We start from the raw sequence: 18,517 nt of genomic DNA, 5'->3' as shown, positions 1-18,517 counted from the left end.
ATCCTCCTTCGGGTACACCCCTACATCGTGGTGGAGACCGCTTGGTCGCGCCGTTCCTGGGCTTGCGCGCTTACGGCGCGGAGAACAGAACGCAAGGCATCGACGATGATGTCGAATTCAGTCTGCTCCGCCACGAGCGGCGGGGCAACGTTGATGATGGCGATGTCGTCGTCGAAAGCTACCCGAGTAAGCACGCCCAACTGATGCAGCCTCTTCTCCAGGTCGAGCGGACCCCAGATGTGCCTTCCGTGCGGAGCGTCCGATGACGCCGAAACAAGTTCGATGGCCCACAAGTACCCGGCGCCTCTCACATCGTGAACCACGTCGAGACTCAACAACGAACGCAGTCCCTTCTCCAGAGCGGTCTGCCGTGCCTTGACCTGGCCTGGGAGGTCTATCCGCTCCATGATTTCGAGGTTCTTGAGGGCGACGGCCGCCATCACTGGATGACCGCCGAAGGTGTTCCCGTGGAGGAAAGACGAGCCCGGACGCAGGAAGGGAGCGAACACCCGATCTGAGGCGATCACCGCCCCCATGACAGCGTGCGCTGAGGAAAGCCCCTTTGCTGTCACGATGATGTCCGGGGCGAGACCGAATCTCGCGCTGGCGAACCATTCACCGCAGCGACCGAAAGCGGTGATCGTCTCATCCGCCACGAGCAGCAGACCGTAGGCATCGCACAGCCTCCGCAGACCGGCGAAGTAGCTCGGTGGGGCCGTGAGCATGCCGCCGTGGTTCTGCACTGGCTCAACGATCAACGCCGCAATCGTGGACGGATCGTTCGCGATGATCTGCTGTTCGAGCTCGTCGAGCAACTCGCGCACGCCGTCATCGACAGAGTCCACGCCGGTATCGAACAGCCGCCTGGTGTTCGACGTTCGAATGCTCGGAATCAGCATCGGTGCGAACTGTTCCCGCAGATGGTCGAGTCCGTTCAACGCGAGCGCACCCAACGTCGTACCGTGATACGCGGACTGCCGGGAGATGACCTTCCACCGGTCCTCGCCGTTCGCCAGCGCGAACGCGCGGCAAAGTTTCCACGCGGCTTCCACCGATTCTCCGCCGCTGGGCGTGAGAAACACATGGTCCAGACCCGCTGGCGCTAACGTCGACAGCCGCTCAGCAAGTTCCAGCGCTTTCGGGTGAGTGGAGCCCCACGACGAGTGGTAGCCCAACTGGCAATACTGCGAGAACGCCGCTCGCCCCATCTCCGCACCATACGAGTATCCAAGGTTGACGCAGTACAGGTTCGAGAGGGCATCCAGGTACCTGTTGCCGGAATCATCGATGAGGTAGCTTCCTTCGCCTTCAACGAACACCTGCGGTGCAGGACCCGCCATGTCTGCGAAATGTCGCCAGAGGTGAGGAGCGTCTTGGACTTCGGTCGCGCGCAGGTCGGCTGGCATCTTTTCACCTTCCTTGGTGTGCCCTCGTCGGCACCAACAGCAGAACTCTGACATCCCCGCGACCGTCTACTATGTGCATCAGGCACACTGACGCGGACGGCGGCGTGTGTCGGGCACAAGCGATGATGCCCCTCGCGTCCTACAGTCACGAGACAGGGCAAAGGAGTCTGCACCGATCAGGAAAGGTGTCGCAGTTGTCATCGGATCGTAAAGATGTTCTCGCCGAACGCCGTGCGGCGGTTCTGTCGCAGCTGGTGCTGCTGTTCGCTCAAGGACGCGATCCGGTCGAGCTTGCCGAGGACGCGGTGCAGCTGGTCGCGCGCGCGACAGACACGAAAGCCGTGTTCGTGTACCTGTGGGATGAGGAGGACGAACGGCTCGTTCTTCGGGTGGCGACCAAGGTGCCGCAACAGACCGGTATCGACGAGATCCGTCTACGCCTCGGGGAAGGGATTGCAGGCTGGGCAGCGATGCGCCAGGAGTCCCTGATCATCAACCGAGCGCCTGCAGAAGACCCCCGCTTCATCCCCTTCGCAAGCATCGAGGAGGACGAGTTCCACTCGGTACTCGCCGCGCCCATCGCTGATGAGTCAAGCAATCTTCGCGGGGTGTTCGCCCTGTATTCCACCGAGGAGGACGCGTTCGGCCAGGACGAATTGGCCATCGCGGTCGAGGTGGGCCGTCTGCTCGCGACGGGACTTGCTCGCGCGGAAACAGTGAACGACCTCAACCATCAGTCCGCAATCGCTCACTTCCTATTGGACTTCCCCACCGCCGCACGAACGTCTCTGGTCCCGGCGCTTGAATTCGCCGCGCAGCGCGTCCTCGAACTCATCGACGGGCAGGTGTGCGTGCTTGAGTACATGAGCCGGCGCGAGAACGCTGCGACCCCGATCATGTTCGCGTCACGCACGGATGCCGGCGAGCGTGTGTGGTCAACACATTCCCGTCCCGCAGCTCAAAGCAGCATTGAACAGCACTGCGGGGGCCTCGAACACATGTCAGTCGCTCTCGGTGTGGGCGCCTCCCGCGGAATTCTCACCTGCTATCGCACGGCGCGCTTCCGCTCCCGAGATGTGGAGCGGCTGAGCGCGCTGGCCATGCAACTCGGCGTGCTTCTCGAAGCGGTGGACCTGAACTCCGTAGGGTCCTCCTTGGCGACGAGGCTCCGGTTCACACAGGATGATAACGAAGCGGCGAGCATCCTGGGAGAGTTGGGACTGGACGGCCCCGTCTGTCCGATCCTCGTTCGTGTTCACAGTGTGAAGAGTGACTGGGAAACAGCCAGCCGAGCGTTGAAGGATGCGCTCAGCGTGGCCGCCGGGAATCGCGCGGTCGTACTCCTGCATTCCACGTGGGGCGTGGTGCTCGCTGATGCGCCCGGAGGTCGCCTGGCGCCGGAGTTGAGCTCGCAGCTGTTCCAAGCCACCCAGCGGCTTGCGGAAGGAGCGGGCCTTCGAGCCTCCATCGGGGTGGGGTCCGTTACGACCGCGCCAGACGGCATTCGCCAGGCAATCGACAACGCCCGAAGCGCCCTTGAGTGGGCAGGTGTGTACGGTCGGACCTCGCCGGTGTCGCTGGCAACCTACCAGGAGGTTCGCGGCATGCTGCCGCTGAGTGATGTCATCCGCGACCTGGCACCGACCGTGGTGTCGCTTGTGGGGATGCTCGAACCGCTGGTGCAGTACGACCTCAAGCAGGGAACTCAGCTCGTGAAGACTCTCGCTGTTCTAGCCGCATGGGGCGGTTCGGTGCAAGAGACCGCGACAGAACTGCTGATCCACCGCAACACATTGCGTCAGCGGATGCAGCGTATCGAGCACGAGCTAGGTGTCGCGTTAGGGTCGGGGACCGAATGGTCGGCCCTGGCGCTCGCGGCTCGGGTCGCGAGCGTCAGGGCCGGTGGTTCGCCTGCGTCTCAGTAGACGTCCTTGACGTAGCGACCCGCCGCCTTCAGGGCGGCCACACGCTGCTCTCCCGCGTACGAGTCACCTTCGCCGAGGATGTCCACCAGCGCCAGGTCGACGTCTGCGGCCATGCGCGTCTTGTCCCCACACACGAAGATGTACGCTCCACAGTCCACCCACTCCCTCAACTGATCTGCGTGATCGAGCATGACGTGCTGCACGTAGAGCTTCTCCGCCTGGTCACGGGAGAAGGCCACGTCGAGCCGGTCGAGCACGCCTCGTGTTCGCAAGTCCTCGAACTCGTCCTCGTACAGCCAGTCGAAGGCGCGGTGCTGATCCCCGAAGAACAGCCAGTTGCTGCCGGAGGCACCGGTGGCATCGCGATGCCGCAGGAATGCTCGGAACGGCGCGACTCCCACACCCGGCCCGATCATGATCACCGGCTGGTCGTCGGCAGGGAGAGTGAACTCGTGCGCGGGCACGCGGCGGACCGTGAACGCCGCTCCGTCCTCAGCACGTTCGCGCAGGAACTCGGTTGCGGTTCCTTGATGTTCGCCACGACCCTGCTCATACTTCACCCCCGCGACGGTGATGTGCAGACTGCCGTCATCGAGGAGCGGGCTGGAGGAGATCGAATAGTCACGATGCTGGAGAGGCCGAAGCTCCGCCAGGATGTCCGCCACAGGGACGCTCTCGCAGCCGAGGTCCGTGACGACGTCCAGAACATCGCGACCCCACAGCCATGCGTCCAGGCGCTCCCGAGAGCCTGATTGGATGAGGTTGATGATCTCTTTCACGGAACTGTTGTCCGGCTGCAGCCGCGACAGACCGACGATGAGCCCCGGGTGTGCCAGACGCAGCTCGACGTCGTGCGTGAGGATATCCCGGAGTGCCCTCCCGTCAACTACCTGGTCCCCGTAGACGTCAATCCACTGAGACACCAGACGGCCGGAGTTCTTCGGAAAAACCGAGAGGGAATCACCGGGCGCGTAGGTAAACGGCTCATCAAACGCGAGTTCGTAGTGAGCGACGTACTTCGCGGAGCCAGGCTTGGACAGCTGCTGGGTTGCCACCACCCTGGCGGTCCGGTCCCGGTCCGAGGGCGCCTGCTTTTCTGCAACGGATTGACCCGGGTCCTCAGGGTCGACAGAGACCGCACCCTCCCAGGGCTGCGCGTCGAGCAGTTGCTGAACTGCCGGCTTCGCCCATCGCTCGGCACTGAACTCGAAGTCGATGTCGCAGTCGATGCTCTCGACGATTCGAACGGCTCCGAGTTCTTCGAGCCGCTGGTCGATGTCGTGGCCGGCTTTACAGAAGTCCTCGTACATGGAATCGCCGATGGAGAGGACCGCGTAGGGCAGTCCTTCGAAGACTCCGGCGGGGAGCTGTTGCAGCCAGCCCCAGAACTCTGCCGCGTTGTCCGGCATATGGCCGTTGTCGTGCGTAGAGGTCACGACCAGAAGCCGCTGGAGCTGCCGATCTCCTGAGTGCAGCCAGTCCTCAAGGGACGCCAAATGCGCGTTAGTGCCCGCCTTCTCCGCCTTCCCGTGAATCTGGAACGCCAGGTACTCCGCGTTGCCGGTCTGGCTCCCGAAAAGGATGGTGAGTTCCGCAGCGTCTGACGCGGCCATCGTCGTCTCCCCCTCAGCGACGCTCAACTGCATGGTCATGACTCGGTGTTGATGAAGACCGACTTCGGCTCCGTGAAGCCGCGCACGCCCTCCATCCCCAACTCACGTCCGATACCGGACTGCTTGAAACCACCGAACGGAACCTGCACACGGATCGAGGAGTTCGAGTTCACGGACAAGGTCCCGCTCTCCACACCCCTCGCGACGCGAAGCGCGCGACCGACGTTGCTGGTCCAAATCGAGCCGCTAAGACCGTAGATCGTCTCGTTGGCGAGCCGCACAGCCTCCTCCTCCGTGTCGAAGGGAATGACCACGGCGACCGGGCCGAAGATCTCGTCCCGGGCTGCGCGGGTAGATCCGTCCTGATCGACGGCTATGTGAGGGGCCATCCAGTAGCCGGGCCCGTCCGGGGTGGATCCCTTGAAGACCACGTCGAGCTTGTCGTCGAGGAAGGACTCGACGGTCGTGCGGTGCTCTTGTGACACCAGGGGACCGAGGTCGGTGTCCAGCCGCGACGGGTCTCCGATCCGCAGAGCACTCGTGGCGGCGACGAACTTCTCAAGGAACTCGTCAAGAGCTGGTCGCTGCACGAGGATGCGGCTTCGTGCGCAGCAGTCCTGACCGGTGTTGTCGAACACCGCCCATGGCGCGGATGCTGCCGCCTTGGCGATGTCGGCGTCAGCGAAGACGACGTTCGCGGACTTACCGCCGAGTTCGAGGGTGACGCGCTTCATGGTGTCAGCGCTGGAACGGAGGATGGATCGCCCCACCTCGGTCGATCCGGTGAAGCTGATTTTTCCGACCCTCGAGTCCTCGATGAGAGTGGAGCCCACTTCTGCACCGCCGCCCGTGACGACCTGCAGGAGGTGCGGAATCGGGGAGACCTCCGCGGCGAGCTCGCCGAACCGGACGGTGGACAGCGGGGTCATGCTCGCCGGCTTGACGATGACGGCGTTGCCAGCCGCGAGGGCAGGCGCGATGCTCCAGCTGGCGATGGGCAGGGGGAAGTTCCAGGGTGTGATCACCCCGACGACCCCGATGGGCTCACGGAAGGTCATTGCCACGCCTCCGTCTACGGGAATGGTCTCACCGGTGAGCTTGTCGATGGTGCCGGCGTAGTAGCGGAACACCCCAGCGACGCTGTCAGCCTCAGCGAGCGCCGCCGTCATCGGCTTTCCCACATCGCGCGACTCGAGGCTGGCCAGCTCCTCCCGATGGCGAGACACCGCATCAGCGAGGTCAAACAGGAACCGCTGGCGCTGCGCGATAGGAAGGCGTGCCCAGCTTCTCTGCGCAGCGACCGCTCGCTCTACAGCGACGTCAACGTCAGCGCGGGTGAACGCCCGCACCTCGTCGATCTGCTCTTCAGTCGCCGGGTTCCATACGGGAATTGTCAGGTTCGTCATCGGTCCTCTTCCGCCGTATACGGGTCGCTCGCCCGCTTCAGTTGTCCCACCTTGGCTCATACGACGACGGATCGAGCGTGCACGGAGTACGAAAACGGAAGGGGGCATGTGCGCGATGCACATGCCCCCTTCGCTTCACGAGACGCCGTCACGCCGCGGTGAGTAGCCTCGCAATACGCGGCTGCGCGTTGACGCCGATCCACGCGCTTGTGCCGTCCGGCGCGTCGTAGCGGTGAAGCGTCGCTCCGCGCTCCGGGTTCTCGAACTCCAGCACCGGCACGGCATCCGGATGCAGCGCCCCGACCACTTGGACTTTGCGTCCTGCGACTTCCGTCCAGAAGTAGGACGGCGGCGCCGGCTGCCTGTTCACGCCGGTGAGCAGCTCCGCGAGGTGTGCACCCTGCTGTCGAGCTTCGGCCCAGCTCTCCGTGCGCTGGCCCGGACCGCCGTCGCGCATGCGCGTGACCGCGTCACCGATACCGAACAGGTGCGGGACGACGGTCCCTGCCTGAAGGACGCGACCATCGGCGTCTACAAGCAAAGCGCCCTGCGAGAGGAGACCGCTATCCTCCAACCACCCGACAGCAGGACGGGCACCCACGGCGCTGACGAGGACGTCACCTATGAGTACGGGCCCGTCTCGGAGCTCCACCTCCCAGCCGCGGTCAGTGGTGCTAATGCGAGCGATATCGGCCTCCCAATGACATGCCACGCCCGCACCAGCGAGCCAAGCAGACGTTTCTTGGCCCAGGTGGCCGGCCAACAGTCGCTCCAGGGGCCCTGCGGCTCGGTCCAGGAGCGCGACCTTCGATCCGCGGGCGGCGAGCGAGGAGGCGAGCTCCACACCGATGGCTCCCGCGCCGATGACAACCGCAGACTCGCCGTTCGCAGTGCGCTCACGCAGTTGCCGGGCGTCAGCGGCGCTTCGCAGCACCGTGGTGTCCTCCGGTTCGATAGGTAGCCGTGCGGCGCTCGCGCCCGTGGCGATCACGAGTTGGCCGAACGGGACAGCACCCACGCGCCCATCGGGGTACTCGACCCTTACTACCGACGCCGACGTGTCCACGCTCGTGGCTCGTGCACGGACAAGCTCGGCATTCAGGTCGCTCCAGTCAACGGCGATCTCATCCGCCTCACCCTCGACAAGGTAGTGCTTCGACAGCGGGGGCCTGTCGTACGGGGCGTCGGGGTCACAGTCGATGACCGTGACCTGCGCACTGTTGCCGAGTTCCCGCAGCCGCTCGATGAACGCCGTGGTCGCGACGGAAGCGCCGACCACGACTAGCGACTCGCTCACGCGTCCTCCGTCTCGACGAGCTTGATGGCGCGCTCAGGGCAGTTCCGGATGGCTTTTCGTGTGTTCTCCTCCTCGTAGGCGCCCTCACGTCCTTCCACGACATGCCCGTATCCTTCATCGTCGATGTAGAAGGTCTCTGGGGCGATCATGAAGCACCGTGCGTGCCCCTGGCACCGGGCCGGGTCCACCCAGATCTTCGTCATGTCACTCGCCTCCTGTCAGACGCAGCCGCAGCGACCCGACACCATGCCAGGGCTCCTCCTCGGCCAGCTCGAACTCCGGGATGGTGGCCAGGAAGTGCTCGAGGGAGATCACGAGCTCTTTGCGTCCGAGGTTTGAGCCCAGGCACCGGTGGATACCGCCGCCGAACGCGAGGTGCCGGTTGTTCTCGCGAGTGATGTCGATGTCGTTGGGGTTGTCGTAGATCTCCGGGTCGCGGTTGCCCGCGCCGAACACCAGCACCACACGCTCGCCCGCCTTGATCTCCTGCCCGCGGACCGTGGTGTCCTGCTTCGCGGTGCGCGCCATCGCCTGGACAGGCGACAGCGTACGCAGGAACTCCTCAGCCGCATCCACGATCCGTTCGGGCTCGCGGCGCAGAAGCGCCTGCGCTTCCTTGTTGCGGGCGAGGTACCACAGCGAGGAGCGGATCGCCCACGCTGTGGTGTCCAGGCCCGCGAGGAACAGCAGATATCCGTAGGAGACCAACTCGTCATCAGTCAGTGGACGTCCGTCGATTGTTGCATTGAGCAGCTCGCCGGTGATGCCCTCGAGCGCCTTCCCTGCGCGCCCGTCGTCGATGAGGCGCTGCACGTAGGCGATGAGGTCGTCGCCGGCGGCTTTCGCCTTCTCGGGAGACTTGGTCCGCTCGTAGATGATGTCGTCGATCCACTGGTCGAACAGAGGCCAGTCCTGCTCCGGGTACCCCGCGAGTCGGCTGAAGATGATCGTCGGGTAGGGACGCGCGAAGAGAGCCGACACGTCGACAACATCGCTGTCCTCGAACGCACTCTTCACCTGATCCGACAGTTCGATGGCCGTGGAGTGCATGCCCGGTTCGAGCTTGTTGATCGCCATAGGAGTGAACATCGGAAGCAGCAGCTTGCGGAAGCCCGCATGCGTGGGCGGGTCGATGTCGATGGGAATCAGCGGCATCTCCGTGCCGAACGACGGCAGCAGCATCGACGGGCCCACCGACCACGTCTGCGGGTCCTGCTCCGCGTCGAAGATGTCCTCGCTCTTGCAGATGTACCAGAACCCGCCGTACTTCGAGCTGCGACCGACAGGCTTCGACTCGTGCATCTGCGCGTAGTCGTCGAAGATCGTGTCGAGTGCTTTGCCGTGGAAGTCGAACTCGGCGAGGGTTTCGTTGTCAGACATGAGCCGGTTTCCTTTCGGTATACGCGCTCGCCCGGCGAACAAGGTCGTCGAACAGAGCATGGTTGTCTGCTGAGGTGAGGAACAGGTGCTCCGGGTGCCATTGCACTGCGATGAGGTTGGCGGACGCGTCCTCGAAGGCTTCGACCACGTCGCCTGCGCGTGCGGTGACCGTCAACCCCTCGCCCAGACGCGCTACGGCCTGGTGGTGGTAGCTGTTCACAGCCATCCGCTCTCCGACGATGCCCGCAAGGAGCGATGTCGGTTCGACGGCGATCTCGTGGTCCGCTTCGTTCGACGGGCGAGTCTGCCAGTGGCCGTCGAGGTGCTGGATGAGCGTGCCCCCGCGCAGGACGTTGATGAGCTGCAGCCCCCGGCAGATCGCCAGGATCGGCAGTCCTCGCTCCCGGGCGTCACGCACAAGGGCCGTCTCGAAACGGTCACGGAAGGGGCTGACACCGTAAACGGTCTCGTCCGGCGCCTGCCCATACATCTCCGGGGACAAGTCGCCGCCACCGGTGAGCAGCAGAGCGTCGAAACCGTCGAGCAGGTCCTCCGGGATCACCTCCGTCGCCGGGAGGATCGCCGGTCGGCCGCCCGCAGAGACAACGGCTTCGGCGTAGCTGAGCACCTGAAGTGTGGAGTCACGCGGACCGAAAGCGGACTGCTGCACGCTCCGGTCCGCGGTGACTGCGATGAGTGGACGAGGCATCAGTAGATCGTCCAACCGCCGTCGACGAACAGCGTCGTCCCGGTCACCCAGCTCGACTCGTCCGAGGCGAGGAATGCCACGCCGTTGGCGACGTCCTCGGGCTTGCCAATGCGTCCCATCGGGGTACGCTCGAGCAGCCAGTTGCGGACCTCTTCCTTCCCGAGTGCCTCCGCCGTGAACGGCGTTTCGATGAATCCGGGCGCGACCGCGTTGACTCGAATACCGGAGGAAGCGGCCTCGACAGCCAGAGCGCGGGTGAGCTGCAGCAGGGCCCCCTTGGAAGCGTTGTAGTGGATCTGGGGGTGGCCGCTGGAGGAGATCACGATGTGCGCTTCGACCGAGGTGATGTTCACGATGGAGCGCGTGTGATCACCGTCGCCAGCTCGCAGGAGACTGTATGCCTCGCGGGACACAATGAACGGACCGGTGGAGTTCACGGCGAACACCTGATCCCATTCCGCGACGGAAAGGTCCTCGAAAGTGCCGAACTTCACGATGCCGGCGTTGTTGACCAGCACATCGAGGCGTCCGAATTCGTCGGCGACCTTCGCGAAACCGGCACGGACGCTGTCCTCATCGGCGACGTTCGCCTGGATGTTGATGACGTTTTCGCGACCGCCGAACACCGATTCGAGGGCATCCGGGTTCAGGTCGATAGCAGCGAGCGATGCTCCCTCATCGAGCAGCTTCTCAGCGATAGCGCGACCGTTTCCGGACGCGGCTCCGGTGACCGCGGCGAAACGTCCTTCAAGTCGATTTCCCATATTCGTTCTCTTTCTTGGCTTGTTGGGGATTAGATGTGCTCGAGGTAGCGGGACGTCTCCCAGTCGGTGACAGCCTTGTGGAACTGCTGCACCTCCCACTGGCGGGTCTCCGTGTAGTGGCGGACGAACTCCTCACCGAAGTACTCCTTCGCCAGGTCACTGTCAGCGAAGACAGCGGTGGCCGCTTCCAGCGTGTGCGGCAGACGAAGAGCGGCACTGCTGTCCTGCTCGTACGCGTTGCCGGTCACGGCCTCAGGCGGGGTAAGAGATTTCTCCAAGCCGCTAAGGCCCGACGCGATGTTGGCGGCGAGGACCAGGTAGGGGTTGGCGTCGGCTCCCGCGATGCGGTTCTCCACACGTGCAGCAGCCCCCGCCGAGGGGATGCTGCGGATGGCCACAGTGCGATTGTCGACGCCCCATGTGGCGCTGGATCCTGCCCATTGTCCGCCTTCGACCCGCTTGTAGGAATTGACGGTCGGAAGGTACAGAGCGGTGAAGTCTCGGGACCCGGCGACGAGCCCGGCGAGGTAGGCGCTTCCGATGCTGCTGAGTTCGCCCGGGGCGGTGGGGTTCGCGAACAGGGCGTCCTCGTCCTCGGCACTGATCAGGCTCTGGTGCACGTGTCCGGACGAGCCCGCCTGCCCGGGGTTGATCTTGGCCATGAACGACGCAGTGAGCCCGTGGGCTGCGGCGATCTCCTTCACGGTGTGCTTGAGGAGCAGGGCGCTGTCCGCCGCCTGGATGGCCTCTCCGTAGTGGATGTTAACTTCGAACTGTCCAGCGCCGTGTTCGCTGTTGCTGGCCTCAATGAATACGCCCTGCTCTGCGAGCTGATCGCGGATGAGTCCGATCACGTGCTCGGTGCCCGAGTCGCGGTAGACGCTGTAGGTGTGGTTGCCGTTGGTGATCGGCTCCAGGTCGCGCCAGGTGCGTCGCGCGAGTTCCCGAGGCGTTCCTTCGAACAGGTAGAACTCGAACTCGTATGCGCAGATCGGCGTGTACCCAAGGGATGCAGCACGGTCGACGATACGACGCAAGACGCCGCGAGGCGACTGCTCCAGCGGTGTGCCGTCGGGGTTGTAAAGGTCGCAGATGACGGAGGCCACCCCCGGCTCACCCGGCACAAGTCGAAGCGTTGTGAGGTCGGGACGCAGGTTCACATCCGGGTACCCTGTGTGCCAGCCCGTGAACGTGAGGTTCGGGATGCTGGCGTCTTCGATGTCCCAACCGAAGAGGATGTTGCAGATGTTCGTTCCGGCTTTGTACGCGGACTCGACGAAGTACTTCGCCGAAAGACGCTTGCCACGCCAGAGGCCGTCGATGTCGGGTGCACCGATCTTGATGACCTTGATCCCGTGCTCCGCGACGAACTCCTCGACGTAGCGCTTCGGATCTTCGATCAGAACCTCATTGTTCATGTGCCCTGCCTTCCAGCTTGCATTGATGGTGAGTATGAAGAGCGTGCAGCGAGGCTATCGGCGCCGCGAACGCTGCAATATGTGCGCCGCGCACATCGTTCCCAGTTTCGCGGTGCACGACGTACGGGTTGGCCCAGGAGCCACTTAACGACAAACACCCGGGCAAGACTGAAGCCTCGCCCGGGCGTTCGTCAGGTGCGGTGATTAAGGCCGAGCGGGAGACTCTCCCCCGACCGTCGCATCGAGCGCGTCGGGGAACTCCTCCTCGTCGTAGATCTTCCCGATCCGGGCATACTGCTCGGGTCGGCGCTTACGGAGGTACAAGGCGTAGACGACGCCGGCGAGGGCGATGAGCAGAACGTAGAGCGGGATCAGGTTGACGACCACCACATCCGCGCCGGCGAGGAACGGGATGTAGACGACAAGCAGGACCAGCACTATGGCCTGTGCGACAACCCCGATGGCCGGAGCGACCAGCGTCTTCCATGTCGCGCCGGGACCGGAGCGGCCCACGCGGTTGAAGTAGAAGATCACCGCGAGGGAGACCAGCAGCTGCACGAAGACAACGCCTGCGGTGCAGAAGATCGGCAACCAGCCACCCAGCTGCAGAAGCGGGTCCGCGCCACCAAGAGCGAACAGGAGGATCACGATGATCGCGATGGCTGCCTGGACCCCGTTCGCGACGTATGGAGACTTGTGCTTGTCGTGCGTACGTCCGAGCGCTGCAGGCAGGATGCGGTCGCGCCCCATGGAGAAGAAGTACCGGGAGGCGTTGTTGTGGAAAGCGAACGCACACGCGAAGAATCCGGTGATCACGAGGAAGTCCATGAGCACGCGCATGAAATGCCAGGTGTACATGTCAGCGAGGACGAAGTAGTAGTCGCCGACGAGGGTGCCGGCCTGCTCCATGGTCTGGTCGCCGAATCCGACGATGCCGGCGTAGGCCGCGAAGCTGTAGAACACACCGAGTGTGATCACGGCAATGTAGGTGGCTCGGGGGACTGACTGCTTGGGGTCGGTTGTTTCCTCGCCGTAGATCGCCGTCGTCTCGAAACCGATCCACGACCAGAACGCGAAGAAGAACCCGATACCGATAGCTGGCGCTGCCAGCCATCCGGCAGGATTGAATGCCTCCGGCATCTGCCCCTGGGCTCCGCCCTGAACGACTACCGCTGTCGCAACGATGAAGACGACGAGCACCTCGAGGCCGAGCGCAACGCCCAGGATCTTTCCGGTGAGGGTGACCTTGAAGTACGAGATCACGAACATGAGGATGACGCCCGCGACGCTGCATACCCACCATGGGACGGCCCACCCGAAGTAATTTGCCAGCATCGCTGACATGAAGTATCCGAACCCACCGCTGATGGCTGGAACGATCATGCTGTAAGCAAGCATGACGGTCCATCCGGCGCCCAAGCCAATCGGTCGTCCGAGACCCTGCGTCGTGTAGTTGTAGAAAGCGCCGGCAGCAGTGATCCGTTTGGCCATCTGAGCGAAACCGACCGCGAACACGAGCAGGATCAGGGTGGCAGCGACGTAGGTCAACGCCGTCGACATGCCCGCGCCGTTGGCGAACGAGATCGGGATGTAGGTGGATACGACGACCAGCGGGGCCGCGGCCGCGGTGACCATGAGGACGATGGTGAAGAATCGGATCGAGCCTTTGAGCAGGTCGGTTGAGACTTGCGCGGTCGCCCGCCGTGTGGTGTTTGTCGCCATTCGGGTATGCCTCTCAGTGCATGTTGCCTGACAAGTGGGTACTCCCGTTCAAGAGACCTGAACGCTGTGAACGCCTTCGTTCACTCAATCGGGATGTGCGGCAAACTACTGACGCTTGACGCGGCGCGGTGTGTCCCCTGCGACCATGTCAACGGAACGATATGTGCGCCGCGCCTATGGTTCAGACGCCGGAGCCTGCGGACAAAGCGTCGCTACCCTTGCGCTCGGGCGCGAACGATGTTCGCGAAGCGCTCGGCGAGGGCCTTCGACCCTTCCTTCACAGCGGCGTCGGACGACTTGAACTCCTCGGCCTGGACGTCATAAGCGGAGCGGTGCTCGTCCGGGATCAACGAACGCCAGCTTTCGAATCGCGCCGGAGAGATCTCTGGGTGAAACTGCACTCCCCACGCGGAGGACAAACGGAACACCTGGTGACGGTACTTCTCTCCCGTCCCCAGCAGCACCGCATCCTCGGGCAAGCTCACGATGCCGTCGAAGTGCATCGCGCCCGCCAGCAGCGGGCGGGGGAGACCGGCGACAAGAGGATCGTTCTCGGCCTCCTGCTGCCAATCCACGGCGACGACCCCGCTCTCCAGGCCAGCGTCACCGCGGCGAACATGTCCACCTGTCGCGTCGGCGAGCAGTTGCGCACCAAGACAGATGCCCAGCGTCGGCAGCTCCGTGGCCACAGCTTCACGCAGGCGCTCTTTGATGCCTTCAAGCCATGGGAAATCGTCCACGTCCATCGCTCCCATGCCGCCGCCGAGCACAACGAGCCCATCCACCTCACCGAGATCGGGAATCTCATCCCCGTCAAATGGTCGCACCACGGTGACATCGACCCCTTCCTCGGCGATCCACTCACCGAGCCGCTCCAGATCGGCTTTCACGTCAGGCTGGATGACAAGCAATGTGGGGCGGCGGGATGCAGAGGTGTCTGTCATGGGTGCTCCTTTAAGCGCAGGGATAGGGCCAGCACACACTTCACCACAAGGCAACCGGACGGGCATGTGCTCGGCGCACACCACCGACCCGAACAGCGTGCCAGGCGCACCGCCTCGAACTGGATCTGAGGATGACTATTCCTTGGAAGCCCATCGAAGAGCTCCAAGGAGGACGTCGCAATGGCACGACTGCCGATCCGCGCCGCGGTGCTGCACAGCCCGGGGGCACCACTGGACCATCGCACGCTGCTCCTCGATGAGCCGCTTCACGGTGAGGTGCTGGTGCGCTCTGGCGCCATCGGGCTGTGCCACAGCGACCTCCACTACGCCGATGGCACTCTCCCCATGGATGTGCCGGCTGTCCTCGGTCACGAGGTCGCTGGCGTCGTCGAACGTGTCGGGCCAGGCGTAGATCGGGTGAAGGTTGGCGACCGGGTCGTTGCCACCGTCACCCCCAATTGCGGCGCGTGCCCGAAGTGCGTGTCAGGCAATGCGACGCTCTGTGAGCGCACATCGCAGCGGCGCCACCGGGAGCGTCCGAAGTTGGAGACCGAAGACGGTACGCCCGTGTCAATGCTGGGCGGGATGGGCACGTTCGCGGAAGCGTTCGTACTCGATGAAGCCTCGCTCGCGGTGCTGCCTGACACTGTTGGTCTGGACGTCGCCTGCCTCCTCGGCTGTTGCATCAGCACCGGCGTCGGCGCGGTCACGCACGGCGCACGGGTGGGCCCCGATGACACCGTCGCCGTCATCGGATGTGGCGGTGTCGGCATGGCCGCGATTCAAGCCGCTCGCATGTCCGGGGCACGGAGAGTCATCGCCATCGACCTGCACCCGGAGAAGTTGCTCCTTGCCACCGAGATGGGGGCGACTGATGTCGTCGTATCCGGAACGATGTCGGAGGTCATCGACGCCGTGAGAGAGGTCATCCCGAACGGCGTGACGCGTTCGTTCGAAGCGGTTGGGCGACCAGAAACCGCCGAACTCGCATTCGATCTGCTCGCACCGCGCGGCGTTGCCACAATTCTGGGGCTCATGCCGGCAGGTAAGCGCATCAGCATCGATGCCGGTGCTCTCATCGAAGGCGACCGCCGCATCCAGGGCGCCTACATGGGAGCCAATCAGTTCCTCGCCGACGTTCCGATGCTTGTCGATCAGTACGAGCGCGGCGTCCTCGACCTGCGCGCGATGGTGACGTCCATCATCCCGTTCTCCGACATCAACGCAGGGCTGCAAGCGATGTGCTCCCCCGAGACCATCCGCACGGTGGTGTCGTTCGAATGAGAGGAAACGATGTGACGGTCTCAGTACCGGTTGTCGAGACGCGATCCTGGATCGATGGCCGTTGGGCCGTCCCGGACCACGAGATTGGTTCGCTTCACGACCCGAACACGGGGGCACGGCGTGGCCCTCAGCGTGAGAACTCCACCGAATCGGTAGCGGATGCCATCGCCGCGGCGGACCGCTTGTTCACGGCGCAGATCCTCGACGATCTGGGCCCCGCGTCCCGCGCTGCCGCCCTCGGAGAATGGGCGTCCCTTCTCGATGACGCAGCTGACGACATCGCACTGCAGGATTCGCTATCCACAGGCAACCCCCTCTCCACCACTCGCATGCTGGCGGGCTCCCTCGGTGCGCGGGTGCGGTCCCTGGCCGCAGAAGTACTGAACCTCGGGGACGGTAAGGAACTGCCTGCATCGGGCCGCACCGTCCGCCTGCTGAACCGTTCCCTGGGTCCGACTCTGATTCTCGCGCCGTGGAACGCGCCGACCTTCGTCGCTGTCTCCAAGCTCGCCGCGGCCTTCGGCGCGGGCTCGCCTTCAATTCTGAAGCCGTCCGAATGGACTCCGGCAGGAGCGCAGATTGCGTTCGCGTTGTTCGTTCAGGTGTTGGATGCCCGCGCCCTCCCAGCCGCATCGGTGCAGCTCGTTCACGGTGGCGCGAGTGTCGGCAGTGCGCTGACCTCGGATCCTCGGGTTCGTGTCATCACCTTCACGGGAGGTCTCGCCGCTGGCCGAGCGGTCGCCCGCGCAGCCGCTGAGTCCCTTGCCAACGTGCAGCTCGAGCTCGGGTCGAACAATCCCGCCCTCGTCCTCGATGGCGCAGATGTGGGGAGGACTGCGTCTGAGCTCATCGCGGGTATGACACGCCTGAACGGGCAGTGGTGCGAAGCGCCCGGGAAGGTTCTCGTCCCGAGGTCCATGCACGATACGCTCACCGATGCGCTCGTGGCCGAGGCGGAGCGCATTCGGATCATGCACTCGCTCGAACCCGACTGTGACCTCGGGCCTCTCGCCTACGAAGCACATCGCGACCGCCTCGAGGCCGCCGTTGCTGAACATGAAGCTCGAGGGGCACGGGTGCTCCGCATCGGAACGACGCCGGCGGCGGATGGTTGGTTCTTCGCCCCGGCTGTGATCACGGGGCTTCCTGCTGCTGCGGCATCGGAAGAACTGTTCGGCCCGGCAGTGACTGTGCACCCCTACGACGACGTCGCTGATGCCATCTCCGATGCAAACGCCGTTGGTGGCGGGCTGGACGCGTTCGTGTTCGGCGCAGACGAAGACAAAGCAATCCAGGCCGGGGGCCGTCTTCTCGCCGGAGAGGTCAGGGTGAACGGCACCAAAATGGCCGACCTGGCAGGCGAATCACAGCAGACCTTCTGGGGCACGTCCGGGGTAGGTGGTCACGGCCCTGCTCAAGGCGTCGCCTTCTACCAGGGGCGTCGGGTCGTTGGGATCGACGACCCCTCCCTGCCCATCTAGATCGTCCATTCACATCATCCGCAAGAGAAAGCAGAATCACATGATCATCGGTGTTCCCACGGAAGTGAAGAACAATGAGAACCGTGTCGCAGCGACACCTGCCGGCGTCGCCGAACTCGCAGCGCACGGGCATCGCGTGCTCGTCCAGGCCGGGGCTGGTGTCGGCAGCGCCTTCTCGGACGACGAGTATGCGGACGCCGGCGCCGAGCTCCTTCCAGATGCGGAATCGGTGTGGGCAGCAGCCGACATGATCTTGAAGGTCAAGGAGCCTGTCAGCAGCGAGTACTCCCGCATGCGCAAGGACCAGATCCTCTTCACCTACCTGCACCTCGCAGCGGACGCCCCGCTGACGCGGGCCCTGCTCGACACCGGCACGACCGCCATCGCCTATGAGACTGTGCAGCTTCCGGATCGTAGCCTTCCGTTGCTCTCGCCGATGTCGGAGGTCGCGGGCAGGCTTTCCACCCAGGTGGGCGCGAACCAGCTGATGCGGTCGCAGGGCGGGCGCGGGCTTCTCCTCGGCGGCGTCCCGGGCGCGCCGAAAGGCAAGGTCGTCATCATCGGCGGTGGCGTCGCAGGCGAGCACGCGGCCACAATGGCGCTGGGGCTCGGAGCGGAGGTCACTCTGCTCGATGTGAACCTCCCTCGTCTGCGCGCGCTCGAAGCACGCTTTGACGGCCGGGTGACTACCCTGCGCTCGAGCCCGTACACCATCGCTGCTGCGGTGGAGGACGCGGATCTCGTCATCGGCTCCGTTCTCATCCCCGGGGCGAGCGCTCCCAAGCTCGTCACCGACGAGATGGTGGCTCGCATGCGTCCCGGCTCCGTCCTCGTGGACATTGCTATCGACCAGGGCGGATGCTTCGAAGGCTCCCGTCCTACGACCCACGATGATCCCACCTTCCCTGTTCACGACGCTATCTACTATTGCGTGGCCAACATGCCGGGTGCCGTCCCCCGCACCTCGACGATTTCTCTGACCAATGCGACCCTGCCCTACGCACTGGCCATTGCCGACAAGGGATGGCGGGCGGCACTGGCCGCAGATGCGTCCCTGGCTCGAGGCCTCAGCACCCATGAGGGCGTGCTCACGAACGCGGCAGTTGGCGAGGCTCTCGGCATCGAAAGCGCCGCGGTCGAACGGGTCCTCGCCGCCTGATCGCACATA

The 18,517-nt window shown here is 64.3% G+C and carries 15 protein-coding genes; 4 read left to right on the top strand and 11 right to left on the bottom strand.

The features are described 5' to 3' along the window. Positions 1-20: 20 nt before the first annotated feature. Positions 21-1,406, bottom strand: a complete 1,386-nt coding sequence (locus JF52_RS0111620) for an aminotransferase class III-fold pyridoxal phosphate-dependent enzyme (protein WP_052166997.1) — start codon at positions 1,404-1,406, stop codon at positions 21-23. Between the two features lie 71 nt (positions 1,407-1,477). Between JF52_RS0111620 and JF52_RS0111615 the strand changes: the two genes are divergently transcribed. Beyond that, the gene (locus JF52_RS0111615) at positions 1,478-3,331 is read left to right on the top strand and encodes a helix-turn-helix domain-containing protein (RefSeq protein WP_084595817.1); all 1,854 of its coding nucleotides are present in this window, start codon (positions 1,478-1,480) and stop codon (positions 3,329-3,331) included. Here the strand turns inward: JF52_RS0111615 and JF52_RS0111610 are convergent. From JF52_RS0111610 to JF52_RS0111565, 10 genes are all read right to left on the bottom strand, one after another. Beyond that, the gene (locus JF52_RS0111610; RefSeq protein ID WP_052166996.1) at positions 3,325-4,983 is read right to left on the bottom strand and encodes a diflavin oxidoreductase; all 1,659 of its coding nucleotides are present in this window, start codon (positions 4,981-4,983) and stop codon (positions 3,325-3,327) included. The genes JF52_RS0111615 and JF52_RS0111610 overlap by 7 nt on opposite strands. Further along, positions 4,980-6,350, bottom strand: coding sequence for an aldehyde dehydrogenase family protein (locus tag JF52_RS0111605; protein ID WP_033106742.1), 1,371 nt, complete (start codon positions 6,348-6,350; stop codon positions 4,980-4,982). Before JF52_RS0111605 ends, JF52_RS0111610 begins: the two co-directional genes overlap by 4 nt. 148 nt (positions 6,351-6,498) lie before the next feature. Continuing rightward, positions 6,499-7,647, bottom strand: coding sequence for an NAD(P)/FAD-dependent oxidoreductase (locus JF52_RS0111600; protein WP_052166995.1), 1,149 nt, complete (start codon positions 7,645-7,647; stop codon positions 6,499-6,501). Beyond that, positions 7,644-7,850 carry a ferredoxin gene (locus tag JF52_RS0111595; protein ID WP_033106741.1) on the bottom strand — a complete coding sequence of 69 codons (207 nt, stop codon included), beginning with the start codon at positions 7,848-7,850 and terminating at the stop codon, positions 7,644-7,646. Before JF52_RS0111595 ends, JF52_RS0111600 begins: the two co-directional genes overlap by 4 nt. 1 nt (position 7,851) lies before the next feature. Next, complete coding sequence (locus tag JF52_RS0111590; protein ID WP_033106740.1) at positions 7,852-9,027, bottom strand: cytochrome P450; 1,176 nt, start codon at positions 9,025-9,027, stop codon at positions 7,852-7,854. After that, the gene (locus JF52_RS0111585; protein WP_033106739.1) at positions 9,020-9,736 is read right to left on the bottom strand and encodes a gamma-glutamyl-gamma-aminobutyrate hydrolase family protein; all 717 of its coding nucleotides are present in this window, start codon (positions 9,734-9,736) and stop codon (positions 9,020-9,022) included. Before JF52_RS0111585 ends, JF52_RS0111590 begins: the two co-directional genes overlap by 8 nt. After that, complete coding sequence (locus JF52_RS0111580; protein WP_033106738.1) at positions 9,736-10,500, bottom strand: SDR family NAD(P)-dependent oxidoreductase; 765 nt, start codon at positions 10,498-10,500, stop codon at positions 9,736-9,738. Before JF52_RS0111580 ends, JF52_RS0111585 begins: the two co-directional genes overlap by 1 nt. A gap of 29 nt (positions 10,501-10,529) precedes the next feature. Next, positions 10,530-11,918 (bottom strand): glutamine synthetase family protein, encoded by a 1,389-nt coding sequence (locus JF52_RS0111575; RefSeq protein WP_033106737.1) that lies wholly within the window; start codon positions 11,916-11,918, stop codon positions 10,530-10,532. 204 nt (positions 11,919-12,122) lie between these two features. Next, positions 12,123-13,640 (bottom strand): APC family permease, encoded by a 1,518-nt coding sequence (locus tag JF52_RS0111570; protein ID WP_052166994.1) that lies wholly within the window; start codon positions 13,638-13,640, stop codon positions 12,123-12,125. Between the two features lie 212 nt (positions 13,641-13,852). Beyond that, positions 13,853-14,530, bottom strand: coding sequence for a type 1 glutamine amidotransferase (locus JF52_RS0111565; protein ID WP_160175056.1), 678 nt, complete (start codon positions 14,528-14,530; stop codon positions 13,853-13,855). A gap of 234 nt (positions 14,531-14,764) precedes the next feature. On the opposite strand from JF52_RS0111565, the gene JF52_RS0111560 reads away from it, so the two are divergent. From JF52_RS0111560 to ald, 3 genes are read left to right on the top strand one after another with little or no spacing between them, the layout of a single operon-like run. Next, complete coding sequence (locus JF52_RS0111560) at positions 14,765-15,868, top strand: alcohol dehydrogenase catalytic domain-containing protein (RefSeq protein WP_033106735.1); 1,104 nt, start codon at positions 14,765-14,767, stop codon at positions 15,866-15,868. Between the two features lie 11 nt (positions 15,869-15,879). After that, the gene (locus tag JF52_RS0111555; RefSeq protein WP_235272419.1) at positions 15,880-17,349 is read left to right on the top strand and encodes an aldehyde dehydrogenase family protein; all 1,470 of its coding nucleotides are present in this window, start codon (positions 15,880-15,882) and stop codon (positions 17,347-17,349) included. 40 nt (positions 17,350-17,389) lie between these two features. Beyond that, complete coding sequence (ald, locus tag JF52_RS0111550; RefSeq protein WP_033106733.1) at positions 17,390-18,508, top strand: alanine dehydrogenase; 1,119 nt, start codon at positions 17,390-17,392, stop codon at positions 18,506-18,508. The last annotated feature ends 9 nt before the right edge of the window (positions 18,509-18,517 follow it).

Source organism: Microbacterium profundi, from assembly GCF_000763375.1.
GTDB lineage: Bacteria > Actinomycetota > Actinomycetes > Actinomycetales > Microbacteriaceae > Microbacterium > Microbacterium profundi.
This window is presented reverse-complemented; position numbering and strand designations above follow the sequence as displayed.

Coding starts and splice junctions, on each gene's coding strand:
- JF52_RS0111620 (WP_052166997.1), bottom strand. CDS start 1,406: ATGCCAGCCGACCTGCGCGCGACCGAAGTCCAAGACGCTCCTCACCTC.
- JF52_RS0111615 (WP_084595817.1), top strand. CDS start 1,478: ATGTGCATCAGGCACACTGACGCGGACGGCGGCGTGTGTCGGGCACAA.
- JF52_RS0111610 (WP_052166996.1), bottom strand. CDS start 4,983: ATGACCATGCAGTTGAGCGTCGCTGAGGGGGAGACGACGATGGCCGCG.
- JF52_RS0111605 (WP_033106742.1), bottom strand. CDS start 6,350: ATGACGAACCTGACAATTCCCGTATGGAACCCGGCGACTGAAGAGCAG.
- JF52_RS0111595 (WP_033106741.1), bottom strand. CDS start 7,850: ATGACGAAGATCTGGGTGGACCCGGCCCGGTGCCAGGGGCACGCACGG.
- JF52_RS0111590 (WP_033106740.1), bottom strand. CDS start 9,027: ATGTCTGACAACGAAACCCTCGCCGAGTTCGACTTCCACGGCAAAGCA.
- JF52_RS0111585 (WP_033106739.1), bottom strand. CDS start 9,736: ATGCCTCGTCCACTCATCGCAGTCACCGCGGACCGGAGCGTGCAGCAG.
- JF52_RS0111580 (WP_033106738.1), bottom strand. CDS start 10,500: ATGGGAAATCGACTTGAAGGACGTTTCGCCGCGGTCACCGGAGCCGCG.
- JF52_RS0111575 (WP_033106737.1), bottom strand. CDS start 11,918: ATGAACAATGAGGTTCTGATCGAAGATCCGAAGCGCTACGTCGAGGAG.
- JF52_RS0111570 (WP_052166994.1), bottom strand. CDS start 13,640: ATGGCGACAAACACCACACGGCGGGCGACCGCGCAAGTCTCAACCGAC.
- JF52_RS0111560 (WP_033106735.1), top strand. CDS start 14,765: ATGGCACGACTGCCGATCCGCGCCGCGGTGCTGCACAGCCCGGGGGCA.
- ald (WP_033106733.1), top strand. CDS start 17,390: ATGATCATCGGTGTTCCCACGGAAGTGAAGAACAATGAGAACCGTGTC.